The sequence below is a fragment of the Dyadobacter sp. BE31 genome (assembly GCF_031457695.1).
Taxonomy (GTDB): Bacteria; Bacteroidota; Bacteroidia; order Cytophagales; family Spirosomataceae; genus Dyadobacter.
Genome location: NZ_JAVDXA010000002.1, coordinates 860,590 through 884,871, shown reverse-complemented (window position 1 = coordinate 884,871; position 24,282 = coordinate 860,590). Strand labels below are relative to the sequence as shown.

The 24,282-nt window shown below is 52.4% G+C and carries 19 protein-coding genes; 8 read left to right on the top strand and 11 right to left on the bottom strand.

Features of this window, described 5'->3' with window-relative positions; translation table 11 throughout:
• Nucleotides 1-9: 9 nt before the first annotated feature.
• The 4 genes from J2Y43_RS12335 to J2Y43_RS12320 all read left to right on the top strand — a co-directional run bounded on the left by J2Y43_RS12335 (nucleotide 10) and on the right by J2Y43_RS12320 (nucleotide 3,745).
• Nucleotides 10-1,593, top strand: coding sequence for a RagB/SusD family nutrient uptake outer membrane protein (locus J2Y43_RS12335; protein WP_309982876.1), 1,584 nt, complete (start codon nucleotides 10-12; stop codon nucleotides 1,591-1,593).
• A 104-nt stretch (nucleotides 1,594-1,697) separates the two neighbouring features.
• Nucleotides 1,698-3,083, top strand: coding sequence for an aminopeptidase P family protein (locus J2Y43_RS12330; protein ID WP_309982873.1), 1,386 nt, complete (start codon nucleotides 1,698-1,700; stop codon nucleotides 3,081-3,083).
• A 63-nt stretch (nucleotides 3,084-3,146) separates the two neighbouring features.
• The gene (locus J2Y43_RS12325; RefSeq protein WP_309982871.1) at nucleotides 3,147-3,380 is read left to right on the top strand and encodes a hypothetical protein; all 234 of its coding nucleotides are present in this window, start codon (nucleotides 3,147-3,149) and stop codon (nucleotides 3,378-3,380) included.
• Nucleotides 3,359-3,745, top strand: a complete 387-nt coding sequence (locus J2Y43_RS12320; RefSeq protein WP_309982869.1) for a type II toxin-antitoxin system VapC family toxin — start codon at nucleotides 3,359-3,361, stop codon at nucleotides 3,743-3,745. Before J2Y43_RS12325 ends, J2Y43_RS12320 begins: the two co-directional genes overlap by 22 nt.
• 28 nt (nucleotides 3,746-3,773) lie before the next feature.
• On the opposite strand, the gene J2Y43_RS12315 is transcribed toward J2Y43_RS12320, so the two are convergent.
• The 3 genes from J2Y43_RS12315 to J2Y43_RS12305 all read right to left on the bottom strand — a co-directional run bounded on the left by J2Y43_RS12315 (nucleotide 3,774) and on the right by J2Y43_RS12305 (nucleotide 7,856).
• Nucleotides 3,774-5,324, bottom strand: coding sequence for a M61 family peptidase (locus J2Y43_RS12315; protein ID WP_309982867.1), 1,551 nt, complete (start codon nucleotides 5,322-5,324; stop codon nucleotides 3,774-3,776).
• A gap of 24 nt (nucleotides 5,325-5,348) precedes the next feature.
• The gene (locus tag J2Y43_RS12310) at nucleotides 5,349-7,139 is read right to left on the bottom strand and encodes a DUF885 family protein (RefSeq protein ID WP_309982865.1); all 1,791 of its coding nucleotides are present in this window, start codon (nucleotides 7,137-7,139) and stop codon (nucleotides 5,349-5,351) included.
• A gap of 123 nt (nucleotides 7,140-7,262) precedes the next feature.
• Nucleotides 7,263-7,856 (bottom strand): hypothetical protein, encoded by a 594-nt coding sequence (locus J2Y43_RS12305; RefSeq protein ID WP_309982863.1) that lies wholly within the window; start codon nucleotides 7,854-7,856, stop codon nucleotides 7,263-7,265.
• 125 nt (nucleotides 7,857-7,981) lie between these two features.
• Between J2Y43_RS12305 and J2Y43_RS12300 the strand changes: the two genes are divergently transcribed.
• Entirely contained in the window at nucleotides 7,982-8,347 is a 366-nt protein-coding gene (locus J2Y43_RS12300) for a helix-turn-helix domain-containing protein (protein WP_309982860.1), read from the top strand.
• A gap of 59 nt (nucleotides 8,348-8,406) precedes the next feature.
• On the opposite strand, the gene J2Y43_RS12295 is transcribed toward J2Y43_RS12300, so the two are convergent.
• The 7 genes from J2Y43_RS12295 to J2Y43_RS12265 all read right to left on the bottom strand — a co-directional run bounded on the left by J2Y43_RS12295 (nucleotide 8,407) and on the right by J2Y43_RS12265 (nucleotide 16,290).
• Nucleotides 8,407-9,147, bottom strand: coding sequence for an AraC family transcriptional regulator (locus tag J2Y43_RS12295; protein ID WP_309982859.1), 741 nt, complete (start codon nucleotides 9,145-9,147; stop codon nucleotides 8,407-8,409).
• 233 nt (nucleotides 9,148-9,380) lie between these two features.
• Nucleotides 9,381-10,154, bottom strand: a complete 774-nt coding sequence (locus J2Y43_RS12290) for a LytTR family DNA-binding domain-containing protein (protein ID WP_309982857.1) — start codon at nucleotides 10,152-10,154, stop codon at nucleotides 9,381-9,383.
• Nucleotides 10,151-11,158, bottom strand: a complete 1,008-nt coding sequence (locus J2Y43_RS12285) for a histidine kinase (protein WP_309982855.1) — start codon at nucleotides 11,156-11,158, stop codon at nucleotides 10,151-10,153. Before J2Y43_RS12285 ends, J2Y43_RS12290 begins: the two co-directional genes overlap by 4 nt.
• Before the next feature lie 236 nt (nucleotides 11,159-11,394).
• The gene (locus tag J2Y43_RS12280; RefSeq protein WP_309982853.1) at nucleotides 11,395-11,814 is read right to left on the bottom strand and encodes an SRPBCC family protein; all 420 of its coding nucleotides are present in this window, start codon (nucleotides 11,812-11,814) and stop codon (nucleotides 11,395-11,397) included.
• Between the two features lie 116 nt (nucleotides 11,815-11,930).
• Complete coding sequence (locus tag J2Y43_RS12275) at nucleotides 11,931-12,971, bottom strand: LLM class flavin-dependent oxidoreductase (protein ID WP_309982851.1); 1,041 nt, start codon at nucleotides 12,969-12,971, stop codon at nucleotides 11,931-11,933.
• A 330-nt stretch (nucleotides 12,972-13,301) separates the two neighbouring features.
• The gene (locus tag J2Y43_RS12270; RefSeq protein ID WP_309982849.1) at nucleotides 13,302-15,950 is read right to left on the bottom strand and encodes an ABC transporter permease; all 2,649 of its coding nucleotides are present in this window, start codon (nucleotides 15,948-15,950) and stop codon (nucleotides 13,302-13,304) included.
• A gap of 1 nt (nucleotide 15,951) precedes the next feature.
• Nucleotides 15,952-16,290, bottom strand: a complete 339-nt coding sequence (locus tag J2Y43_RS12265; RefSeq protein WP_309982847.1) for a helix-turn-helix transcriptional regulator — start codon at nucleotides 16,288-16,290, stop codon at nucleotides 15,952-15,954.
• Between the two features lie 213 nt (nucleotides 16,291-16,503).
• On the opposite strand from J2Y43_RS12265, the gene J2Y43_RS12260 reads away from it, so the two are divergent.
• From J2Y43_RS12260 to J2Y43_RS12250, 3 genes are all read left to right on the top strand, one after another.
• Entirely contained in the window at nucleotides 16,504-17,574 is a 1,071-nt protein-coding gene (locus J2Y43_RS12260) for a helix-turn-helix domain-containing protein (RefSeq protein ID WP_309982845.1), read from the top strand.
• A gap of 105 nt (nucleotides 17,575-17,679) precedes the next feature.
• Entirely contained in the window at nucleotides 17,680-20,067 is a 2,388-nt protein-coding gene (locus tag J2Y43_RS12255; RefSeq protein ID WP_309982843.1) for a TonB-dependent receptor domain-containing protein, read from the top strand.
• 246 nt (nucleotides 20,068-20,313) lie between these two features.
• The gene (locus tag J2Y43_RS12250) at nucleotides 20,314-20,676 is read left to right on the top strand and encodes a YciI family protein (RefSeq protein ID WP_309982842.1); all 363 of its coding nucleotides are present in this window, start codon (nucleotides 20,314-20,316) and stop codon (nucleotides 20,674-20,676) included.
• A gap of 60 nt (nucleotides 20,677-20,736) precedes the next feature.
• Here the strand turns inward: J2Y43_RS12250 and J2Y43_RS12245 are convergent, their stop codons facing one another.
• Entirely contained in the window at nucleotides 20,737-24,081 is a 3,345-nt protein-coding gene (locus tag J2Y43_RS12245) for a phosphocholine-specific phospholipase C (RefSeq protein ID WP_309982840.1), read from the bottom strand.
• Between the last annotated feature and the right edge of the window lie 201 nt (nucleotides 24,082-24,282).

Sequence of the window (24,282 nt, the reverse complement as noted above, 5' to 3'; positions counted from 1 at the left end):
TTGAAACCAATGAAAAACAAAAATATAACATACGCGATCCTGGCCGCATTGCTAGCCGGAGCCCCGCTCTATTCCTGCACCGACCTCGACGAGCAAGTGTACTCCGAAGTCCTCGGGAGCAGTTACCAGCCCACCGAAAAAGACCTCCCGGCCATTGTGGCGCCCGTTTACTCGTCGCTGCGCTCGCTGATGCTCGGCTGGCAGGGCTATTTCGATTTGCAAGAAGAGGCGGCCGACGCAATCATCACGCCGGTGCGCCCCAATGGCTGGGACGATGGCGGCACCTACCGCCGTATGCACCAGCACACGTGGACGGCCCTGCAATGGCAGCCCGAAAACGCCTGGCGCCAGGCATTTGCCAGCATTACCACGGTGAACCGCGTGCTATCCCAGATCGAGGACGGTGATTTGCCGCTTACAAACGGCAAGGATGCGACCATCGCCGAGCTCCGCGCCGTGCGTGCCTTCGCCTACTACCTTTTGCTGGATAATCATGGCAACGTGCCCATTGTAACCGACTTCAAGGACGTTACCCTTCCCAAGCAGAGCAAGCGTAAGGAGGTTTATGATTTTGTGGTAAAAGAACTGACGGAATCGCTCCCGAACCTGAGCGAAAACGCCGCTACTACTTATGGCCAGATGAACAAATGGGGCGCGAAGACGCTTCTGGCCAAAATTTACCTCAATGCGCAGGTGTACACAGGCACACCCGAATGGGCAAAGGCGATCCAGGAAGCCGACGATGTGATCAAAAGCGGCAAGTATGTACTGGATGCCAACTATTCCGATGTTTTCACCTGGACTAACTTCAATTCCAAGGAAATTATATTTGCGATTCCTTACGATGAGATCTACGGAACCGGCAACCAGATCCACATGAAAACACTCGATCCGCTGAGCCGATCGGTGTACCCGATGAACGCCGGGCCATGGGGAGGGAACTGCGCCGTTCCGCAGTTTATCGACACCTACGACGCTGCCGATACCCGCCTGGCCGACACCTGGATCATGGGCCCGCAGAAAAGCGCAGCGACCGGTGCGGTGGTGATTACTTACAACAAGGCTGTACCCGGAATGGACAAAACTGCGTCGTCGGATGGGTTCCGGATTGGTAAGTACAAAATCAAACCTAATGCCACCGGCAGCCTCGACAACGACTTCCCGTTCCTTCGTTACGCGGATGTACTGATGATCAAGGCAGAGGCATTGCTGCGCACCGGCAAAGCGGCCGAGGCGGCCGAACTCGTTACGCAGGTACGCCAGCGCGCATTCAAAGCCAACCCGGAAAAGGCCAAGGTAACTGCGGCTGATCTTGCAAAAGGCAGTCGTTATAATTACGGTTACCAGGCTACGGACGGCACGATTACCGAACGTCAGGGAGGTGATGACATTCAGTTTGGCCGATTCCTGGACGAACTGGGCTGGGAGTTCGCCGCGGAAGCGCACCGCCGCCAGGACCTGATCCGTTTCGGAGCTTATGAGACCAAGAAATGGTTCAACCACCGCCCGCAAACGGCCCAGCGCTCGCTCTTCCCGATCCCGCAGAATGAAATCGACAAGAACCCCAATCTGAAACAGAACCTGGGTTACTAATACATTTATAAATTTGGGTTAGGTAGTTCCTATTTGCTCATCGGACGGAGTATCTTTGTTTCGGTGGGCAATTTTTTATTGTATTTTCAAAATTCCATTATCCCATGTTTTCACAATCAACATACTTAAACCGCAGAAAAACGCTTCGATCCAAACTGGGCAAAGGGCTGATCCTGCTTCTCGGCAACGAGGAAAGCGGCATGAACTACCGCGATAACGTATATTCATTCCGTCAGGACAGCACGTTTATCTATTATTTCGGGATCGACCAGGCGTCATTAACGGCCGTAATCGACCTCGACAACGACCGTGAAATCATTTTCGGCGACGAGCTCACCATCGACGACATCGTGTGGACCGGCCCGAAGGAAGCGCTGGCCGAAAAAGCGGCCAAAGTAGGTGTAAACGAAGTAAAGCCGGCGGCCGCTGTGGGCAGCTTCCTGAAAGACGCATTGTCGCGCGGGCAAAGCATTCATTTCCTGCCTCCGTACCGCGGTGAGCATTACCTGAAATTGCAGGAATGGCTGCACATCAATCCGTCCGAAGCAGCTCAAAAGGCTTCCGTTAGCCTTATTAAAGCGGTAGTTTCGATGCGTTCTTACAAAACCGAGGAAGAAGTTGCCGAGCTCGAAAAAGCAGTGAACACCTCTGTCGACATGCATTTGTCGTTCATGCGCGACACCCGCGCGGGTATGACCGAAAAGGCAATCGCGGGCAGGCTCCAAAGCATGGCCATCGCCCGGGGCGGCGATATATCCTACCCCGTCATCCTGACCGTCAACGGAGAAATCCTGCACACCCACGCCCGCGACCTCGCGCTCCGCGACGGCCAAATGGCCTTGTGCGACGCGGGAGCGGAAACCTCCATGCATTATTGCGGCGATCTCACGCGGACCATACCGGTTGGCAAGGCATTTACGAGCGTTCAGAAAGAAATGTATGAAATCGTACTCAACGCCCAGGAATCCGCCATTGCGGCGTGCAAGCCGGGGGTTTTGTTTAAAGACATTCACAAACTCGCCTCCACCAAACTCGTTGAAGGCATGAAGCAAATGGGTGTCGTCAAAGGCGACGTAGCGGAGGCAATCGAACACGACGTGCACACGCTCTTCTTCCAATGCGGCCTCGGCCACATGATGGGCCTCGACGTACACGACATGGAAAACCTTGGCGAGCAGTATGTAGGTTACACCGATGACCTCCAAAAAGGCACAACCTTCGGCTGGAAATCCCTCCGTCTGGGCCGCGCCCTCGAACCCGGCTTCGTCGTCACCGTCGAACCCGGCCTGTACCTCATCCCTACCCTCATAGACCGCTGGAAAGCAGAGAACAAACTCTCGCAATTCATCGACTACGAAAAGCTGGAACTCTTCCGCGATTTCACCGGCATTCGTATCGAGGATAACCTTTTGATAACCGAGAATGGTAACAGGATTCTCGGGAAGGAACTGGCGAAAAGTGTGAAGGATGTGGAGGCGTTGCGGGGGTGATGATCTGTTGAAATTGTTGTAAATTTGTGCTATCGATTCAATAACACTTTCAACAACACCGCTATGCAAGTACAATCAGAAATGACTTTCGAACAGTTGGCCGATGCAATTCAGAAACTACCGCCGACAGAATGGAAGAGATTAAAAACCTTAATTGATTCGGGAAAACGGAAGACGCGCTCCCGGGAAGAATTGCTTGCGCTGCTACTCAATGGACCTGTTGCAACTGAAGAAGAAATCAGGACTATTGAGAACAACAGAAAAGCGATTAATCAATGGGGAAGAAAACGGTTATGATTGATTCTTGCATTTTGATTGAATATTTCAGAAAAGCAGACAAAAGTAAAAGCGCTTGGTTTCAACTGGTGAACAGCGGTTTCGATTTCGCAATGTCTGTAATTGTCAAATATGAAATTTACGCTGGTGCTACGCCGCAGCAAATAAAATTCTGGAAAGATACCCTCGCCGACGTTTCAATTATACCACTGGAAGATCATTGTGTGGATGAAGCAGTGGCTATCAATTATCAGCTAAAACTCGACAGGAAACAAATTGAGATAGCAGACCTGTTAATAGCGGCAACCGCCATTTCCAACAAAATGCCTCTTGCAACTTTAAACAAGAGGCATTTTGAAAGAATTAATATGCTGGAATTACTCTAATTTGTCGTGATAGAACAAAGCCAGGGCCTTACTCCCCCCGACTCCAACTCCTGAATATCTCCCTTTCCAAAGCACTTGGCGACGACTTTTTCCTAATCTCAAATGTCCCGTAGTGCTTCTCGGTGGTCACGTCGATTTCCAGCCCTGCGTAGCCGAGGTACTTTTTGTAGTCCGGCTCGGTGGTGGTGTAGATGTAGCTGAATAGTTCGTCGAGCTTCCTTCCGGCTACGCTTTCAATGGTGGCGCGAAGTTCTTCTTCGGTGAAGCCCCGGTCTTCTTTAATGTAAAAATCCTGGTACAATTGCCGCATTACATCGTCGAGCGAGCGCTTGTTCCTGGTTTCGTAGCGAATAGCAAGATCAAAAAGCAAGCCAACGACCGGTCCTTTCTGATAGTACGAAATGGTTTTGTTGACGGCATCGCCGGTACGGCCGAACGGTCCGTCGGACCAGGTTTCGGCACTGGCCTGCGCCAGCGTCTGGAACAGACGCCCGGGTTTGGTTTCTACATTAGTGATTTGCTTTTTGAAAAAATCAAGAAATTCCTGTTCGCCCATGAGGCCCGCCGCACGCATGATCAGCGGCTCGTAATAAACGGTCAGGCCCTCTGAAACCCACAGCATGTTGGTTTTGCTCCCCTTGTCGTAATCGAACGGCCCGAGTTCGATGGGGCGGATGCGTTTGACATTGTAATGATGAAAATACTCGTGGGTAATGAAACCCAGCATACCATTCCAGCCGCGCGCAGCGAGCTGGTCGCCGCTGAAACTGATCGTGGTCGAATTCAAATGCTCGATACCACCCTGGCCGGGACCAATGGCGATGAACGTGTAGTGCTTATAAGGAATATCGCCAATGAGGGACGATGCCTTTTCAACGATCTTCTGAATGTCAGACATCAACTTGGCCCGGTCAAAATCCCCTAGCTTGTAGCCGATAAAACGGTGTGGAATGCCCTTGACTTTGAATCCGGGCAGTTCTTCGAGGTTACCGACGAGTAACGGACTGTCATATAATATGTCAAAATCCGGGGCGATGTAGGTGAATGCTTTTCCAGGCACGGCATCGAGGCCGGTAGCAACGCGGTTCCAGCTACTGAAGGGCTTGATCGTCACTTCCGACGGCGTTTTGAGTTTGCCTGCTTCATGCATAAACAAGCTACCGGGTGTAAGGTAGGCATGTTCCTCGTCCAGGTAACTGGCCGCCACAAACTTGCGCGTGGTCTTTACATCGTATTCCACGTGCAGGCTGCGTATTCCCTTTGCCGCAATCGCCCAACCGTTCTTGCCGGATTTCACCCACGGCAGCACACGGCCATTACCATCTTGTACCACCAGTTTATCCACGTTCGAAGCGTAGTCCATCAACTGGTAATACCCGGGTTGCCAATCAGGCAGTTTCAATCGTGTGGTGTCACCTTCGACAACCTGCCAATCCATTGTGACATGAAAAGTATGATTGGCCGGTTCGGGCATGGAGACTGTAAACCTAACCGGCACGGACTGCTGAGCAATGGCAACGGTCACCAGGCAATGCGCCGCCAGCATACAAAGCCAGCGGTTTGTCTTTTTGAAATACATGATACAGGAGTGAATTTAAAGAAGCTATTTAAACTGATAAAACTTCCACTGGGTTTTGAAATCAGGTTTCAGCGACTGATTGATCAGTGTGGCACGCACCATTTCGATCGGCATGTTATTTTCCTTCATCACGGCCTCGTGAAACTGCTTGAACGTCATTTTCCCGCTGTCGACAAGCTCCTTTTTCAAACTGAACAGCTGCAAGCCGCCAATGAGGTAAGCTACCTGATACAACGGACTATAATTCCCTTCAAATGACCGCCTTACCTCCCCTTCCGCATTCGCACGCTCGTGCCCGACGCGATCAACGAGGAAGTCGATGCATTCCTGGGGCGTCCATTTGCCCAGGTGGTAATTCAGCGAGAAGATGATCCTTGCGCAGCGGTGCATACGCCAGAAAAGCATCCCGATACGCTCCTCAGGCGTTTTGGCAAAACCTTTGTCATACAAAAGCAACTCCCAATACAATGCCCAACCCTCCGTCCAGAACGGCGTCCGGAAATCGCCGCGATAGGATTTGTAGCGACTGTTCATATAGTATTGCAAATGGTGGCCGGGAACAAGTTCGTGATGTACGGTGGAACGCGAGAAATACGGGTTATTGCCGCGCATGCTCATCAGCTTGTCGTCATGCGCCATGGTGTTGGTAGGGTAAGAAATGATGATATCCCTGCCACCAAGGAAAAACGGGTTCACCAGTTGCCGTTCAGGTGTCATCATTTGCATTCCCCAGGTTTCGTCGGCTATTTCGGGATAGTCGATGAGGTTGTTTTGGAGGATAAATTCTTTCGCATCATTGTAAAGTTTCAGGATCAGCTCGGGCTGCGTACCAGCTGGCACGTAGCTGTTTTTCACCTTTTCCTGCGCCTTCTTCCATTCGTTGCCGAAACCCATTTCCGCGGATGCTTTCAACAGTTCCTTATCACACCACGCAAACTCCCTGTTGGCCAGCTCAATCAGTTCATCGGGCGTATACACGATCATTTCAGTGCCGAGCTGCCGGATCAGTTCATCCCGGCCGATCGGAACGCCTTTGATACCGCTGGCGTCCTCTTTCTGCGTCGTATTGAGTTTCCCTTTGCTGCGGATGAGTTTCGAATAGGCCAGCAATGTGCTGTCCAGCATTTTGTAGGGCTTCGGTACCCACCAGGTAAACAACGGGTCATAACCATTATAAAACTCAAATGTACTCTTCAACCGCGCTTGCAGCCCGCTCACCGCCTCCACCCCCATGCGCGACAGCGGCATATCGATCGATTCCAGCTTTTTGAACGATTCCTCCGCCTGCTTCACCTCTTTCTGCCAATCGTTCAATTTCGCCGCGACGGCCTGCCCGTCCACAGTAGCGCCGCGCCGGCGGCCTTTTTCCAGCTCATAAATCCCGGCGGCAAACGGAATATACTTTTCAATTCGCCCATATTCCTTTTCCTCTTGTGCAAGTGTGAGCAAATGATCGTCGATGTTGCGTTTCAACAAGAGGTAATCCACCCTTCCATAAATGCTCATTTCATTGAAATCCATCTTTGCGAGCCTGCCTAGGTAGTCATCATCCACCTCCCGCAGCCTTTTCCGCTGTTCTGGCGATTCCAGGGCCGGCCCGCCGCGCTGCGCCCGGTCCTCCGCGGGCATAGGACCGTAAAAGTAATTCACCGCACGGATGTCCTGCGCGTACTGAATCACCAGCCCGGCTATCTCGCTGGTTTGTTCATATAGGTTAAATTTAGATTTGGAAGATTGCGCAGCTGCTCCGAAGACGGAAAGCCAGCAAAAAAGAAAAACCGCCCAACGCGAACGTATTACGTAGTTATGCGTCATAGGATTCAGGGATATTAAGGTTGGATTTTACCAAAATTAGCCCAAAATGCCAGTGAAAACCTACCGGGTTTTAATCAATAATTGACAAATTTTAGCATGCGTACAGCCATCGAGGACGATCGGTTACAATAAATTTTCCAACGACTGCCGGATTTCGGCCGCCCTGGCCCGGTCGCACTCCGACTCCCCGCCATCCATTTTGCCGATGGCCACGTCGAGAACCTTCAATGCGGCCGGAAAATCCTCTTTGAAATCGCGCAGGCGTAATGCGAGCGAGATCGCTTTCTGCAAGGGTGTCAACGTCGCGGGGTCGGCATCTTCGTATTCTACCTGATCCTTTTCGCCAATCTGAATCACGATGACGGCGTTTTCAGAAACATCGGTGATCGTGAAACGGGACTGGCCGGGACGCATTCTGGAAATCCTCGGTATCCCGGTATTGGGTACCCTTCCGAGCTTTGTCTTTAATGCCCGCGAGAAATCCGTGTGCACCTGTTCGACATTCTGCACCATCATCAAACAACCGGTATAACCCGCTTCTGCCCCTTTCACCCGTACAAAATGCAGCTGATGCCCGTTCCGTTCGACGACGCCGTATTGATAGGGCCTGTCTTGCCGGTAGGTAATCGCAAATCCGAGATTTTCCCAGAATGCAAGCGTCTCGCCAATCGATTTGCAGGGCAATACGGGCACGGTTGTCCATTCTTTTTGTTCCATAAAACTAGCTTTGGGTTCAGCCGGCAAACCTAGCGTATGGAATTTTAAAATTCCCTTTATATACTTTTTTGACGATAAAGGAGACTCTTAAGAACCGTTCTCCGGCAATTCCTTTAATTTGGCGTATGCAAGATTTCATCCATGACAAGCGGGTCTATTACAGCCCCATTGAATTCGCGATGTCCTACATCGGCGGTACCTGGAAAATCCCGGTGATCCGTGCACTCGCCAACGGGCCGCTCCGCTACGGCGACCTCAAAAACGCTATCCCGCACATCACCGACAAAATGCTGAACACTCAGCTCCGCGACCTGGAAAAGAAAGGCATGGTGAACCGCACTATTTTCCGCGAAAAACCGCCAAGAGTTGAATATGGTCTCACAGATCGCGCCATGCAGTCCATCCCGGCCATTGAGGCACTGGAAACCTACGGCCGGGCATTAATAGGGTGGGAAGCTGAAGGGATTGTGGAGAAAGAGTTTGGGCACTGACTGCCGACCGCTGACAACCGGCCGCCGATGCAGAACACCAGACTATTTGCGATCGGCGGTCAGTGGTCGGCGGTCGAAACTAGCTTATTGCCGGAAAGTTCCGACCGGAATCTCGAAATAATAGCCTTCAACGTCTCACCAGTGCCTTTAATCACCAGTTTATTGAGATTGTATTGCGACATGTTCATCGCAGCTGCTATTTCCTGGATCGTAAGATGTTCGCTTTGCTCCAACATTTTGCGCACGTCGTTGAGCACGCGATCGGTTTCTTCGCTGTATTGGGAGCCTGTTTCGGGGCGCTGCGTGTCGGGCAGGTTGCGTTTCACGAGGTTGACCAGTAATGCAGCCGAATTTGCCACGAGCTCGCGGCTGCTATCCTGCAAATGCCCGAGTTCGGTTTCGATCAATCGCACGAGGTGGGTAACTGCCAGCCGGTCGGTTTCGTTGCGAAGCGCCTTCGGGCGCAGGAAACTGGGCACCGAAAACAGGTCACGCACGGTGCGGAACATGCCCGTGAAGCTATTAAGAGGATCCGCCGCCCCGGCGATGCGGAACGGATCGAAGAAGATAGTAAGCAAATTGGTCCTGTAAAAGGACTTGAAATGGATTGGGTGGCCGGGGGAAAGGAGAAAGATCGCCTGCTCTTCGTAGTGCCACGAATCATCGTCGCAGGACAAAACGCCCTCCCCTTCCGTGACAAATGCAATACCAAACAAGCCGCCGTAGCGGGATGACTGTTCGAGCTCGCGGGCTTCGCAGCTTACCAGGTTCAGGGTTTGATCGATATTGAGTTCTTTCATCACGTTGAAGAAGGGTTTAGGAATAGTCACCTCATCTCGTATCCGCCTTTCGCGGCTTCCACGAAACACAGGGTTTAGGTTTATGGTCAACTTACTGTTGGTTTCCGCAAAAACACAGTCAGTAACCAAAGATGTTTACCAATAGCCAAACCAAAAAATCAAAGGTGCCCAATGCCGGATTTCAAGAGCTGAATGCCCGCTTTGGGAGGAAGAAAGGAGACCGGTTACAACGGTTACTTACCAAGCCATTGTTTGAAATCGGCCATGCGGTCGCCGCTGACGAACACCTCCTGCGCGGTGGCGGGGGTCAGTTCGAGCTTCAACCTGCCGGCCGAAACGGTGTAGATCGAGCGGATGCTGTTCAACGCGATGATGAGCGAGCGATTAATGCGAAAAAACTCCTTGGGATCAAGCATTTGTGCCAGTTTGTCGAGGCTGTAATCCATCGCGAGATGTTGCCCGTCGAACGTCCGGAGGAACGTCGCTTTCTGTTCGATGGTGAAATAGGCGATCTCGCTCGTGCGAATGCTGAATAGCTTAGGCCCGGCCGAGGCGAGGAAACGCTCTTTGTAACCTTCCTCATTGCCCGATTGGTACATCGCCATCAACGCAGCAAAATCAGGCGCGGGAGTAGCCGCGGATTTGGCATGCAATGTCACAAACTTGTCGATCGCCGCCGTGAGTTCTGCCTTATCTACCGGTTTCAGCAAATAGTCTATCCCGTTGGCTTTGAATGCTTTGAGCGTGTATTCAGAATACGCGGTGGTGAAGATAATAGGAATCGTCAGTTTCAGCTCCTCGATGATCTTGAATGCAAGATCGTCTTCCAGATGCAAGTCCATGAAAATCAAATCGGGGCGCTGGTTGGCGGCGTCGCTCAGCCACTGGATACTCTCTTTCACAGACGACAGTTTCGCCATCACGTTGATTTTGGGATCATATTTCCAGACCAGGCTTTCCAGACGACTGGCACTCAGCGACTCATCCTCTATAATAAGCACATTCATGAAAGCAGCGGCACTTTAACGGTAAAACAGCCGTCGGTCTTATCGACCATCACCGGCTTGTCGATCAGCAATTTATAGCGGTTCACAATATTCTGAAGGCCGAGGCGTGTAGACGACTCCGGCAGCTCACGTACTTGCAGCGGATTGCTGATCACCAGGTAATCGTCTTCCACGCCAATGGTTATCAGCAGCGGATTGCTGGCCGACATCCGGTTATGCTTCACCGCATTCTCCACGAGCAGCTGTAATGTGAGCGGCACGATCGAATATTTGTCCTTTTCTTGGCAGGAAATGCGGATATCCAGGTTAAGCTTGTTCTCAAACCGGATCATGAGCAGGAACATATAAGTTTCCAGGAACTCGACCTCCGTGGCCAGTTTAATGGAATCGTAAACCGATTTTTCCAGAATATACCGGTATGCCTTCGAAAGCTGGTTGATAAACTTGACGGAAAGCTCCTGGTTGGTTTCCACGAGCGTCGTAAGCACGCTGAAATTATTGAAAAGGAAATGCGGACTCACCTGGTTTTTCAATGCATTGAAATGGGCTGTCGCATTCTCCTTCTGCAAACGCTCCTCGTTGACCACCACCCTTTGCAGGCGCTCATACACGCGCTTGTTGGCCGCGAGGTAATACTCCGCCATCAGCGCCAGCACCGTGATGCTCGTATTGGCCCGCTGTTTCAGCACGGGTGTTTTGTTCAGCGTAATGGGCAGCACATCGAAACTTCCTTTTTCAAAAACCGCCTCCATCCAGTGCCACAAGTAGCGGTACCAGTGATTGAATACCATAGCCAGGCCAATCGCCACCACCAGCATGATAGCCTGGTTCACCACCCGGAAACGCTCAGGAAAGTCCTCTCCCAAAAACCGGGAGGTAATGTATTGCAGCCACTCAATGACATTGATCCACAGAATAAAAAAGGCAATGCTGAATAGCAGCTCCATCGTCCACAGCGGCAGGCGATGCCAGAATATGGGCATATCGATCTGCAAAACGTTCATATAAATGCGTATTGGCACATATATGACCGCAAAGCCCAGACCGAGTTCCCATTTTTGGCGATTGGTGAGACGGGATGTTATTCGGGGTTGCATTTACTTTTGAATTCAGAACATCAAAATTAATAAAGTAGCATTAACTGTGATCTACTATTTTTCTGATGAGCCGTGCAAAGCAAAAGCGGGCGGCCCGATCCTACCGACCGGGCCGCCCGCCTATCACTTACATTAATGACCAGTTATTGCTCGGCATACTTCTTGAAATTATCCAGAATCGCCTGCCAGCCAGCCTGCTGGAATTCGACAGGATGCGTGTTTTCAGGATCGAATGTTTCCACCACTTTGGTGCCGTCGCCATCCTGTTCGAATAGCACTGTCACTTTGCGGCCGTCGCCCAAAGTATAAGCCAGGTAGCGGTTTTCCTCCACTTCAGTGTAAGTACCACCGAAATCGAAACTGAAACTACCGTCTTTCGCAGCCATGGTGGTTTTGATGCTGCCGCCTACACGCACGTCGTTTTCAGAAAAAGGGGCATGCCAGTCGTCGGATGCGAAACACCATTGGGTAATGTGCTCCGGTGCATTCCATTTATTCCAGACGTCCGCTACCGGTGCATTGATATTCGCTTGTACAGTTACAGGTTGTGTTGTCGCTTCCATTTCTTTGTGTTTTTTAGTGATGATTTGATGTTACAAAGTTGCCGGGTTTCCGGGAAACGGAGCGATGCCTGTTGCGACAAAAAGCGGGTGCGTTTGCGACACCCGCTTCAAAAACGTCATTGATTCACTGTAAGAGCCTTTTTTACTGCCGGTGCGACGTGCGTTCCGAGCAGCTCGATCGACTTCATCAAATCCTTATGCGCAGGCGCACCGACGTCCGTATGCATGAGAAAGCGCGTAAGACCGAACATCTCCTGATGGTAAAGTATCTTATCCACCACTTCATTGGGCTCGCCTATGAACAATGCGCCGCTGCGGCTTTGGCCGCCTTCGAACTGCGCACGTGTGTAAGGCGCCCACCCGCGGCTGCGGCCGACGCGGTCCATCTGTGCGGCGTAGGAAGGGAAGTACAAGTCGCTCAGCGCTTTCCCGTCCGGCCCCACCAGCCCGTGCGAATGCGTAGCCAGTTGCATTTTGGCTGGATCGTGTCCTGCTTCCAGGTATTCGGTTTTATATAATTCAAAAAATGGCTTGAACTGCGAAGGCATACCACCGATAATGGCGATGATCAACGGCAAGCCGAGGCGCGCAGCGCGTACCACCGACTGCGGCGTACCGCCTACCGCCACCCATATTTCCAGGTTATTGTTCACGGCCCGGGGCAAAACCTCCTGCCTGTCGAGTGTCGCGCGGAACTTGCCTTTCCAGGTGATCACGTCGTTTTCATTGATTTCTTTCAGCAATTGCAGCTTTTCGGTGAACAGGCCATTGTAATCATTCAAATCATACCCAAAAAGCGGGAACGACTCGATGAAACTGCCCCGGCCAACGGTAATCTCCGCACGGCCGCCCGAAATGAGGTCGACCGTCGAAAAGTTCTGGTAAACCCGCACGGGGTCAGCAGAGCTCAATACGGTTACCGAGCTCGTAAGCTTGATATTTTTGGTCACTGAGGCCGCTGCCGCCAGAATGATCTCGGGCGTCGAAACCGCGAAATCCGGCCGGTGGTGCTCGCCAATACCGAACACATCCAACCCAACCTCGTCGGCCAGCTTGATTTCCTCCAACATATCCTGCAAGCGCTCCTGCGGCGACTGAAAAGAACGGGTTTCATTGTTAAATGCAAGATCCCCGAACATGCTGATTCCTATTTCCATTTCCTGTTTGATTTTCGTCTTTGTCTGAATGGCATTCAAAACCATCCAATAGTCAAACCAGTATCATGGTGTATAGATTCCGGCGCCGGGGCTTTAACATAGTATCCAAAAGTATAGCGATGGGGTGGCTGACTGCTGACGGCAGACCGCTGACAACCGACCGCCGACAACCGACCGCCGGCCAGAGGCCTGCGGCCGACCATAGACCATAGACCATGATTAGAAAATTCTTAAAGTAAAACCAGCACAAAAACATCGTCGGCGGTCGGCCGTCAATGGTCGGCGGTCGGCCGTCAATGGTCGGCGGTCGGCCGTCAGGCCGCTTGCGGCCTATTCACTCCGCAAACTTCGCACGGGATTCACCATCGCCGCTCTCACCGATTGGAAACTGACGGTAAAAACGGCAATCAGCACGGCAATCACGCCGGCCAGTACGAACATCCACCATTCGATGTCGATCTGGTAAGCGAACCCTTGCAGCCATTGCTTCATAATATACCAGGCTACCGGGGAGGCCAGCACGATGGCCATCATAACCAGTTTCAGGAAGTCTTTCGAAAGCAGCCCCACAATACCCGCTACGGAAGCGCCCAGTACTTTTCGGACACCGATCTCCTTCGTACGCTGCTCAGCGGTGAACGCGGCGAGGCCAAATAGCCCGAGGCAGGAAATGAATATCGCCAGAAAGGCAAAATAACCTGCCAGTTTGCCTACGACCTGCTCGCTCTGGTATTGACGAGCGTACTCCTGGTCGGTAAATGCATAGGTAAACGGCACATTGGGGTTTAGTTTCTTACAAATCCGCTCGATTGCCGTCAGCGTTTCGGGCGTTTTACCCGCCTGAATGCGGACGATGACGCTCCCTTGCGGTTCACGTACAGCGAGGTAAGCGATGAGCGGGCGGATGGCGGTATGCAGCGACTGGAAATGGAAATCTTTCAGGACACCCACAATACGGATTTTCGATCTGCCCCAGTTGATCTCCCGGCCGACCGGATCTTTGAGACCCATTACTTTCACTGCCGTTTCGTTGACAAGCACGCCGCTTGAATCCGTCGGAAAATCCTTTGAAAAATCGCGGCCGTCGGCCATTTGCAGGTTCATTGTTTTGGTAAAATTATACCCTACACCCACCGGTGTGAACCTAACCTTATCATTCGGGTCGCTGCCGGGCCAGGTGATTCCCTCGGTACCGTTGCCGTTGGAGGCCGGATTGGCGGTCATATGCGACACCTCTTTTACACCTGCAACTTGCGTCAATTGTGCTTTCAGGATGTCGTATTTCTTGAACAGTTCGCCCTCAATCGGAAAGTAGACCAGGTTTTCGCGATCAAATCCCAGGTTTTTGTTTTGCACAAAACCCACCTGCCTGTAAATAATGATCATGCCGACGATCAGGATCACCGAGAGCCCGAACTGAAATACTACCAGCCCCTGCCGCACCCATACCGAGCTCGAATCAAATTTTAAAGCGCCTTTGAGAATGCGGACCGGATTGAGCGACGACAGGAACAAAGCAGGATAACTGCCCGCGAGCAGCCCCGTCGCAGCGAGCAAGCCCGCTATGATGCCCCAGAACATCGGCTCCGACCAGGGTAGTACCATTTGCTTGCCGGTAAGGCTATTGAACGCCGGCAGCAACAGAGCCACGAGCAACACGGCCAATATCGCCGAAAGCGTCGCGATCAGCAGCGCCTCGCCCATAAACTGCCCGGCGAGCATAGAACGCATGGCGCCTACTACCTTTCTCACACCCACTTCTTTCGCGCGGCGCGATGAGCGTGCGGTAGCGAGGTTCATGAAATTGATGCAGGCGATCAGCAGGATGAACACGGCCACGAAACTGAACAACCGTACATATTCAATGCGCCCGCCGTCCATTTTAGCGTCTTTGATATTGCTGTTAAGATAATATTCATGAAAAGGCTGCATGGCGAGCTGCGTTTTGTACGGCTTGCCGGCATCGCGGTTGGTTTTATCGAGCAGGTGGAGCATTTTCGTGGCTACTTTGGCCGGATCGGCATCTTTTCGCAGTTTGAAAAACGTCAGAGGGTCGGTACTGCCCCAATCCCTGGCCCAGCCGTTGTCATCCGTGTAGGCGTCCCAGGTCATGAGACAGTCGAACTGCAACGAGCTGTTGGTGCCGATATTCTCAAAAACCGCTGAAACGGTCATTTCCTTGCGGTTGTCATAGCGAATCGCTTTTCCCATGGCGGCCTCCGCGCTTCCAAAAAACGCCTCGGCCATGTTGCGCGAGATCACAATATTGCTCTTATCGCGCAATGCACCTTCCGGGGTACCTTGCAAAAGCTTGTAGCTGAACATTTTGAAAAAATCGGCACTCGCCCAGTTAGTAGCCTGCTTGTGTATCTTATTGCCGACCGAAAACGTCTGCGGGTTAGTCCATGAATACGGCGTGCTCATTTCTATCTCCGGTATCGATTTTTTGAGCTCCTCCGCCAGCAGTCCCGGCGTCCAGATCACGCCCTGTACTTTCCCGCTGAAATACTCACGCATATAAATGCGATACAATTGACCATTGTTCGTGTGAAACGCATCTACGGCCCGTTCATCGCGGATCCAGAGCATAATCATGAGGCTGCAAGCCATTCCGAGCGCTAGGCCCAGGACATTAATGGCCGAAAACGTTTTGCTTTTGAGCAGGTTACGAAGTGCGATTTTGAAATAATTCTGGATCATGGCAGCACTGAATGAATAGGTTTCGGAATAGTCGTTTGAGCGCTTCTGGCGCGCGAATGGGCGCATGAGGCGAATGGCCGCGAGGGCATATTTCCGGTCGGCAGGCGGCTTGCCCAGGCTTTCGAGCCAGTAGGCGTACATTTCGAGCATATCGCCCTGTAATTCTTCGCGTGTATCGGGGTGCGACCAGCTTGCAAGCAGGCGGGTAGCCCACCGCGGCGGCCTAGCGGGGCCCGGCGTACCGGCGCCCGACCGCGCAGAGGTTGGTTTTCGTTCCATATCAGCGGGTCATTAACTGGAGTGTATCCGGCGACATCGCACTCCACAACGCCTCCCTCGCCTCTTTCGCTTCACGCAGCGCCTTGCGGCCGAATGCTGTTACACGAAAAAAACGTTTGCGGCGACCACCCCGCTCGGCCGTAGCCCCGCCCATTTCGGACGACAGGAACCCTTTTTCTTCCAGTCGCTGCAAGGTGGTGTGCACGGTGCTGAACCCGACCGCGCGGCCGGCTTTCTGGTCGAGTTCCTGCGCGACTGTCACGGCGTAGGCTTCCTCGCCGAGCACCGCGACCGTCAGCAGCACGACCTCTTCCAGTTCTCCTAAAAATGTTCTTCTCATGGCTGAATGCATTTATTCCGATAATGTCGGGCAAATGCCGTGCCAAATTCGGAAAGTAGGCCTGAGCTATTCAAAAACGGGTTTTGGGCGGTTGAAACGGCCCGACGAATGTCCGATTCCGAACATCCGTGTAATCAAAGCGGACAAGTCGCAGATCGTACTTGAAAACCGGTTGTCAAACAGTTACATTTGGGATACAATCGGTTCTGTTTTATGAATATAGGCAAAGAGCTCCTGTTCTTTTTCAGCGCGCTGGGTGCTTTCAACGGCATCCTGCTCGGGCTATTCCTGTTGTTTTTTACCCAAAAGAAATACCTCGCCAACAACTTCCTGGCGGGTATGTTGCTGGCGTCCAGCGTAAGGATCGCCAAGTCGGTTTGCCTCTATTTCGACGGAGGGTTGCCCAAGATTTATCTGCAAATAGGCCTTTCCGCCTGTTTTTTCATCGGGCCATTTTTGTACTATTTCGTGCGGTCTGCGGTAACACCCCTGGAAAAGACACCCAAGAGCTGGACATGGACGCTCATCGCCCTGGCCGTGCTGACACTGGCTGTGGGCATTGCCCTACCCTATTCCGAATACCCGGTTTTGTGGAATAAAGTGATTGCGAGGCTGATTTACGTGCAGTGGTTCGGCTTTTTGGTTGCTTCGGGCGTCATGATCCGCGGCCTGTTGTGCAAACTGTTCCGCCGATCGTATGCGATGAAGCCGGCCGAAACGTGGATTTCCATGATTTTCCTCGGCAATGTGCTGATCTTCCTTTTGTATTTTTCTTCGCTGATCAACGCCCCTTTCGCTTCGTACATCAGCGGGTCCATTGCATTTTCGCTCATCCTCTACCTGATGATCACCCTGGTGATTTACAAGAAGAAAACCGACGAGCTGTTCCTGCTTTTGCCCGATAAACCCGCCGCTAAAAAACTCAGCGACAGCGATGCAGAACTGTGGCTTGGCAAGCTGGAAAAGGTGATGGCCGAAAAAGCCATTTACAAAAACCCCGACCTGAAACTGCACGATCTCTCTCGCGAAATCCAGGTTTCGGGCCACCAGCTTTCGGCCTTGCTGAACGATGGCCTGGGCAAGAACTTCACGACGTATATCAATGAGTGGCGGATTGCCGAAGCCTGTAAAATGATCGCCACCGAGCAGCACCTCACGCTCGAAGCGATCGGGTATGAGGTCGGTTTTAATTCCAAATCTACTTTTTTTGCCGCATTCAAGAAGGTAAAAGGCACAACGCCTTCCTCTTATCAAATAACTACTAATCAACCAATTACAGATTAACGGCGGTATGAATTTATAAATCCGTACTCCTGATTTGCCTTTTGCATACCTTCGAAAACGGCGGGCTTTGGATTTTTGCCTCAAACCAGATCCATTGTCGCAGCCATGAAGTTTTCCGGCATCATTTTCTCCTTCCTTTTTCTGTTTACCCAAATAACCGTCGCCCAGCACCGTTACGCGGTTTCGGGAAAGGCCGTCGGTCCAAACCGGCAACAGGTTGCCGTGTATGCCCGCCTGCTTGCCCTGCCCGATTCCGCATTGCTGCAAGGCGCGGCATTCGAGGACGGCAGCATTACCTTCTCCGGCATCGCGCACCAAACCATTGCCCTGCGGCTGAGCAGTATTGGCCTTGCCGACACGCTGATCGTCCTTAATCCGAACGGCCGGGCGCACATCGATCTCGGTACCATCCTCATGCGTGAGCACGTGCAAGCGCTCGCTAGCGTGACCGTGCGCGGGCAAGCCCCGCTCGTGAGACAAGGGGCCAACGGCACCACCGAAATCCAGGTTAGCGGCAGCATTCTGGCCGGCAGCACATCGGCCACCGAACTGCTCGGCAGGTCGCCGGGCATTATCTTCACCGAAGGTCGGGCGGGCGTCGCGGGGCGCGGCGAAGCATTGATTTTCCTGAACGGGCAGGCCATTACCTATGAACAAATGGCGGCCATTCCCGTGAGCCGCATTGCCCGGGTGGAGGTGATCCCGAACCCCTCGGCCCGGTACGATGCCGAGGGTAAGGCGGTAATCAACATCATTACAAAGCAGGTGATGGATACCGGTATGACGGGCTCGGTTACCCAGCAATATGCCTACACCCAATTTGCAGGCAGTGAGCTCAATACTCTTGCGGATGCCCAGTACATGCGCAACAAACTGGCGTTGCAAGCCAATTACGCCCTGCAAACCGGCAACAGCCGCGAAGTGCTCCATACCATACGCACCCGTCCCTCGCCCACCGAGTACCTCCATTCGGACCTTACCACCGACTGGCAACGCAAGTTGCGTAACTATTCCAATTTCGGGGCGGGCGTACAATGGAATCTGAATACCAGCAGCTATTTGTCGCTCAACTATAAGGGAAATCTCAACAGCCTTGGCGGCAGCCAGAACAGCAGCAACGCCCTCGCCGACAAAAAAGGCAGCAGCTTCTACCAAAGCCGCGTTGCCAAGGACGAGGAACGCTGGAACCATGCTTTTACCCTCAACTTCCAGCAAGCGTTGGATACACTCGGCTCCGCTTTGTTTGTCGGCACACAATATGCCCGTTTCAAAACCGACCAGCACGACCGCATTGCCGAAAGCAGCCTCACCGGCGACAGCACCGGCCTGCGGAGCCTGCTCAACGATGTGCTCGTTCGCATCCACATTTCCAGCACCCAGCTCGACTATACCAAAGCGTTCCGCAACGGCGGCAAGCTCGAAACCGGCGCGAAGTTCAGCTACGCCGATAATGGCTCGGGCACCGATTTCATGGTTTCCTCGGAAGATGGGCCGTTCCTGCCCGACCCTGGCCTGAGCAGCAACTTCCGTTACCGCGAAAAGGTGCCGGCCGTGTATCTAAGTTATCTCGGGAATTTGAAAAACAATGTCCGTTTCGGCGCCGGGCTGCGGGGCGAATACACGAGCTATTCGCTCAATACCACCGCACGCGGCGGCCAGGTTATCGGGGATAAGTACTTCAATGTTTTTCCCAATCTTTTTATCAGCAAAAACTTCCCTGGTGGTCTCCAAAGCCGCATTTCTTACGTTTCCAAGATCACCCGCCCGCGCTATCAGGCACTCAACCCGTTCGTGATCTACCAGGATCCCTTCACGACCATCGAGGGAAACCCCAATATGCAGCCGGAGAAGATCCATACTTTCGAAGCCGGCCTGCAATACAAGCAGCTCGACGTCCACGCGGGTTACACGTACACAAAAGACAAGATGAGCGGCGCTGCATTGCGTGGCGAGTCGCCCAACAGCTATGTTTTAAAGGGCATTAACCTCGCACGGGAGCATTCCCTTTTCATTACCGCCTCGGCGACATTCAATATAGCCTGTTGGAACACCACCAATACCGTCACCGTGAGCCGCAACAACCTGATCGACAATGAATACGGCTTCGAAATCCTCAAACCCAGGCCGCAGCTTTATGCCTACACCAACAATACTTTTGATGTAAACCATATTTTTAAAATCCAGCTCATGGCCTGGTACCTCAGCGAAAGGTCACAAGGACTTTACAACGATTTCAGCCGGTCGACCGTAACCATGGGAATTGAAAAGGATTTTTTGAAAAACGCATTGAAAATCAGGCTCACGGCGAACGATATTTTTCATCAAAGTCACGTGCACGGCAAATACAGCGTCGGGGCTACCAACATTTACTATCACCGCACGTATTCTACCGCATTCTTCGGCATCAGCGCCGTGTACCGGTTTGGGAGGTCGGGAAGAATTACATTCAACAGCAAATCCACCGGTGAGACGGAGCAGAACCGGGCGAGGTAATGATATATGGCAGGAAGGTAGACCTTCGTGCTCCTTATTCGCAGGCCTCCGGCCGATCACTACAGCAATGTCGTATTGCAGTATCGCCCGGCCGGAGGCCTGCGAATAGTGTGTGTAAATCATGAGATTTGCACCAGCATGGCGCGAGGTAAGATTGCATTAAATAGTGATTAAAAAGGCATTAGGCACGCATGCAGGTTAAAGGGAGTTACTAATTTTGAAGCGTTCTCTTCAACCTGAAAAACCATGAAAAACTACATTATCATTTTCCGCGAGCCCGACGGTCGGCGGCCCGACGGTCGGCGGCCCGACGGTCGTCAGGATTCACATACAGAGGCGGAAATTACGGCGCATCGGGAAAACTGGTCGAAATGGTTTGCCGAATGGGGTGCCAAAGGCAAGTTGGCAGGCGGTAGCGGGCTGACGCTCAACGGCCGCATTATCAAAAACGGGCAAACCAACGAAGGCATTCACTACGTGGGTACGGAAATCGTAGGCGGCTTTCTATTGCTCAAAGCCGAAGATCTCGATGAAGCCACTGCCATCGCCGCCAGTTGCCCGATCTACGAGTTCGACGGTTACGCCGAAGTCCGCGAAATGCAGCAATAGCCCCCATGCCCTCCTCCTTTCCTCCCTTTCCTCCCTTTCCTCCCCTTCCTCCATACTCCCTCAATAAGTTTGCAAAGCCCCTGTGTCCCCCTGCTCCTTCAATATCTTCTTCAACCCATCGACATTCATCGTCAGCCCGACCTCGGCGTCGGGTGCGGTTTCTTCATTGATAATGCCGATCGGGCCGCGATAGCTGCTCTCGCGGATGATGCGGATCATGTCGGCCTCGGCATCGCCCTCGCCCACAGGAACTACCTTCACGGGATTTCCCTTTTTTAGCCCCATTAAATTCACCGCCATCAAATGCGGTAGAATTTTCGGGAAAAACTCAGGGAAACGCTCGATGTCCTCCTCGGCGTGGTGCAGGTTGTAGACGATGCCGATATTCGGTCTTTTGAGATAATCCATCACTTCCAACTGATTCTCGGGCTTCCCGTACCAGCCGCCATGGTTGTAAAGACCGACCGAACAACCGATTTCGGCAGCTTTGTCCGCAATATAGGCTACTGGTTTCGCAACGGCTTCCACCTTCTGCTGCTGGGTCATTTGGTCCATGTCCTTGATTCCGCCGATCATGCACCAGATTTCGGTTTTGACGTTGTGCCGTTTCAACAGGTCGAGGATAATGGACAGATTCTTATCGTTTTCAGGGTTTGGGCCCGAATACAGCCAGAATGCCTGCAACTTGATGTGGTGCCTTTTTAATGCTTCCAATTCGGCGTCGAATTCGGGAATGTGCTTCTCGCGCCAATCGTAGGCGAGCATGGTGAAACCCAGCTTGTTCAGCATTTCGGCGCGCTGTTCGGGGGTGCGTTCCTTGGAATCGAACGGGACAATGCACCACGCAATCAGGTTTTGCCTGGCGTAGATATTGTTGGCACTTTTGCTGGTAGCATTAGCCATGAACGGATCGCTGATGCTCTCTTTACCCGTTTCTACCCGCCCTGCGAAGCGCATGACACTCTTCCTGTCGCCGTTATACACGTTGAAATCGTACCACTGATGGCTCTTGGAAGCCGGAATGAGCATTTTCACCGTTCCATCGGCAGGCAGGTCTGCCCCTATTTCTTTTTGCTGATACGCATTGTCGATGACTTTCAGCGCCTGGGGTTTCTTTCCTTTATTCACCGCCACGAGTTCCACATCGCCGGTCGGCTTACCGTTTTTGTCCAAAACATAACCACAAACCAACGCTATCTCAGGCTCCTGCGCATTACCCGCGAACTCGCGGAAGTAGCCATTCGGGCCGTACACCCGCAAATGATATTGGCCGTTTTCAAAACCAGCCAGCTTGAAACTTTCTGTCAGTCTATCGCCAGCCTTCACGGCATAGTTCCAAACCCGCAGCACTTCGCCTTCATAGGGATTCATGGCATAAACGATAAACGGCGCCCCGGCCGATTTTGCACCGAAAACCTTATTCCCCGCCTGCATTGTTATTTCAAATGCGGCCTTATCCGCAGAAAGCGCCCCATTCACATGCAATTCGTAAGGAAGCGCCAACGACGGCCTGGTACCCGGCTCCTGTTTAGGCAACAAGGGTGACCCGACCGGATTTGCATTGATTTTCCCGATTTCCGCTGCGTTCAAAGCCTTGAAATTCGCCGGTACATCTTTGAACTGCGCTTTGTGAATCGTCGTCAGGATTTCATCGCGGTTCACCGGCTTCGGCTTTTTATACGGCGACGCGTCGAAAGGCTGGAAAACCGAGCTCATATTGCCGCATATCGTCCGGCGCCATTCGGTAATGTTCGTTTCCCGGACCGGCTTTTTCGACTTATGGCTCGTAAATTCTTCCAGAAACTGGATGATCGACGTGTGATCGAAAACCTGCGAACACACCTTCCCGCCCCGCGACCATGGCGATGCCACCACGAGCGGCACCCGGAAGCCCAGCCCTATCGCACCACCGCGTGCATTCGCCTTAGGCACCTGGGTTTCGTCCTGTTCCAGTGGCACGTACTCGGCCTTGACATCGATGCCTGCAGACACTTTTCCTGAGTTCGGCTTGGTCGGGTCCGGGATCGAAAACGGTGGAATGTGATCATAATAGCCGTCATTTTCGTCGTAACAAAGTATGAAGATCGTCTTCTTCCACACCTCGGGATTTTGGGTGAGAATATCTAGCGTCTCGGAAATGTACCACGCGCCATACCACGGTGCCGACGGGTGATCGGAGAAGTTCTGCGGCGCGGCCAGGTATGAAACCGTCGGCAGCTTACCTTCCTTCACATCTTTCCGGAACTGGTAGAAAATGTCACCTTCGGGCACTTCGATCTTCCTACCCTGATCCCCATCCTTGTACCACATCGACGACAATTTCAGATAATCCGGGTCATTGCGGTTGGTCACGAATGCATTCCGGTGCAGCTCTTGCTGGAATACCGACAGCTTTTTGAAGTTTTCCTCACTGAACTCCGCCAGATCTGCTTCGAGTCGTTCCAGCAACGCGTGGCGCTGCTCCCAGGATTTGGTCAGCTTATCCTTTTCGGCACCCGTCGCCGCATCCAGTTTCTCCTTTAAAGCGGGCAGGTCCTTCTTAATTTTATCCACCTCCAGAGTCGCGTAATGGATAAAATCCTTCGAATATTTCACGCCATACTGCGCATAACGCTCCAACGGATTACAGCCAAAATTGCTCAGCCACGAGCCTACGCCGGGATGGAACTGCACCACAGCGCCTACTTCATTCTGATAGAACTTCCAGCTAATGCCCGCCTCCTGCATGCGCTCGGGGAAGGTTTTCCATTTCACCGGCTTATTGATGGAAAAATAGCTGTTTCGCACCACGGCCAGCGAATCCATTTCGGGCTTTTCGCGGATCGTACCCGACCAGAGATAGTAGCGGTTGGGATGGGTGGGCGTCATCGACGAGCAGAAATTCTGGTCGCAGATCGTGAAGGCATCGGCCAGGGCGTAATAGAACGGAATATCTTCCCGATCATAATAGCCGAGCGTTAGCGGCATTTCGGCGTATTCCTTGTGGCCCGACCGCTTGGATGTGAGCCATTTATCGTATTTCCCGCCGTTGTAGGCATCCACCTGCGACTCGCGCGAGTGCGGCAGGTCGTGCATCCACGTGGCTTTGGTATTTTTTATATCGAGGCGAAATGGCGCGTAGGTATCGCCTTTGAGGTCGGTTTGGAGCCATACCTTATTTTTATTCGGCAGATCGATCGCCCGCGGGTCGTTGAAGCCGCGCACGCCTTGCAACTTGCCATAGCTATGGTCGAACGAGCGGTTTTCCTGCATCAGAATTACCACATGCTCGGCATCGAGGTAAGTCGTATTCGGATGGGGCGTGATCGCCATCGCCCGCTGCACCGACTCCGGGAATAAACTCGCCGCGCCGGCACCGCCAGCCAGCATCGCCGCCTTTTTGATAAAATCTCTTCTTGAATCCATGGGTTTAGTTCGGGTAGTTACTAAAAGCTACAAGTAGTGGGAGCGGCAAAATTACTGTTGCGGGCACCGGTGCAGGGTTATGGGAGTGTTAAGAAACGCAGCTGCTTCCATGCACAATATTCACATCCATTTTTAATATTTTTTTCAAACCCGACCTTCGGGCGTTTGGTTTTGGGGCTACTAGGAGGTGATATATGAAAT

What these genes read in the sequence shown, in the direction of transcription:
- J2Y43_RS12255 (WP_309982843.1), top strand. Translation starts at nt 17,680, where the DNA reads ATGAAGTTTTCCGGCATCATTTTCTCCTTCCTTTTTCTGTTTACCCAA.
- J2Y43_RS12315 (WP_309982867.1), bottom strand. Translation starts at nt 5,324, where the DNA reads ATGTATTTCAAAAAGACAAACCGCTGGCTTTGTATGCTGGCGGCGCAT.
- J2Y43_RS12325 (WP_309982871.1), top strand. Translation starts at nt 3,147, where the DNA reads ATGCAAGTACAATCAGAAATGACTTTCGAACAGTTGGCCGATGCAATT.
- J2Y43_RS12275 (WP_309982851.1), bottom strand. Translation starts at nt 12,971, where the DNA reads ATGGAAATAGGAATCAGCATGTTCGGGGATCTTGCATTTAACAATGAA.
- J2Y43_RS12310 (WP_309982865.1), bottom strand. Translation starts at nt 7,139, where the DNA reads ATGACGCATAACTACGTAATACGTTCGCGTTGGGCGGTTTTTCTTTTT.
- J2Y43_RS12305 (WP_309982863.1), bottom strand. Translation starts at nt 7,856, where the DNA reads ATGGAACAAAAAGAATGGACAACCGTGCCCGTATTGCCCTGCAAATCG.
- J2Y43_RS12270 (WP_309982849.1), bottom strand. Translation starts at nt 15,950, where the DNA reads ATGGAACGAAAACCAACCTCTGCGCGGTCGGGCGCCGGTACGCCGGGC.
- J2Y43_RS12285 (WP_309982855.1), bottom strand. Translation starts at nt 11,158, where the DNA reads ATGAACGTTTTGCAGATCGATATGCCCATATTCTGGCATCGCCTGCCG.
- J2Y43_RS12330 (WP_309982873.1), top strand. Translation starts at nt 1,698, where the DNA reads ATGTTTTCACAATCAACATACTTAAACCGCAGAAAAACGCTTCGATCC.
- J2Y43_RS12295 (WP_309982859.1), bottom strand. Translation starts at nt 9,147, where the DNA reads ATGAAAGAACTCAATATCGATCAAACCCTGAACCTGGTAAGCTGCGAA.
- J2Y43_RS12250 (WP_309982842.1), top strand. Translation starts at nt 20,314, where the DNA reads ATGAAAAACTACATTATCATTTTCCGCGAGCCCGACGGTCGGCGGCCC.
- J2Y43_RS12300 (WP_309982860.1), top strand. Translation starts at nt 7,982, where the DNA reads ATGCAAGATTTCATCCATGACAAGCGGGTCTATTACAGCCCCATTGAA.
- J2Y43_RS12260 (WP_309982845.1), top strand. Translation starts at nt 16,504, where the DNA reads ATGAATATAGGCAAAGAGCTCCTGTTCTTTTTCAGCGCGCTGGGTGCT.
- J2Y43_RS12335 (WP_309982876.1), top strand. Translation starts at nt 10, where the DNA reads ATGAAAAACAAAAATATAACATACGCGATCCTGGCCGCATTGCTAGCC.
- J2Y43_RS12245 (WP_309982840.1), bottom strand. Translation starts at nt 24,081, where the DNA reads ATGGATTCAAGAAGAGATTTTATCAAAAAGGCGGCGATGCTGGCTGGC.
- J2Y43_RS12265 (WP_309982847.1), bottom strand. Translation starts at nt 16,290, where the DNA reads ATGAGAAGAACATTTTTAGGAGAACTGGAAGAGGTCGTGCTGCTGACG.
- J2Y43_RS12290 (WP_309982857.1), bottom strand. Translation starts at nt 10,154, where the DNA reads ATGAATGTGCTTATTATAGAGGATGAGTCGCTGAGTGCCAGTCGTCTG.
- J2Y43_RS12320 (WP_309982869.1), top strand. Translation starts at nt 3,359, where the DNA reads ATGGGGAAGAAAACGGTTATGATTGATTCTTGCATTTTGATTGAATAT.
- J2Y43_RS12280 (WP_309982853.1), bottom strand. Translation starts at nt 11,814, where the DNA reads ATGGAAGCGACAACACAACCTGTAACTGTACAAGCGAATATCAATGCA.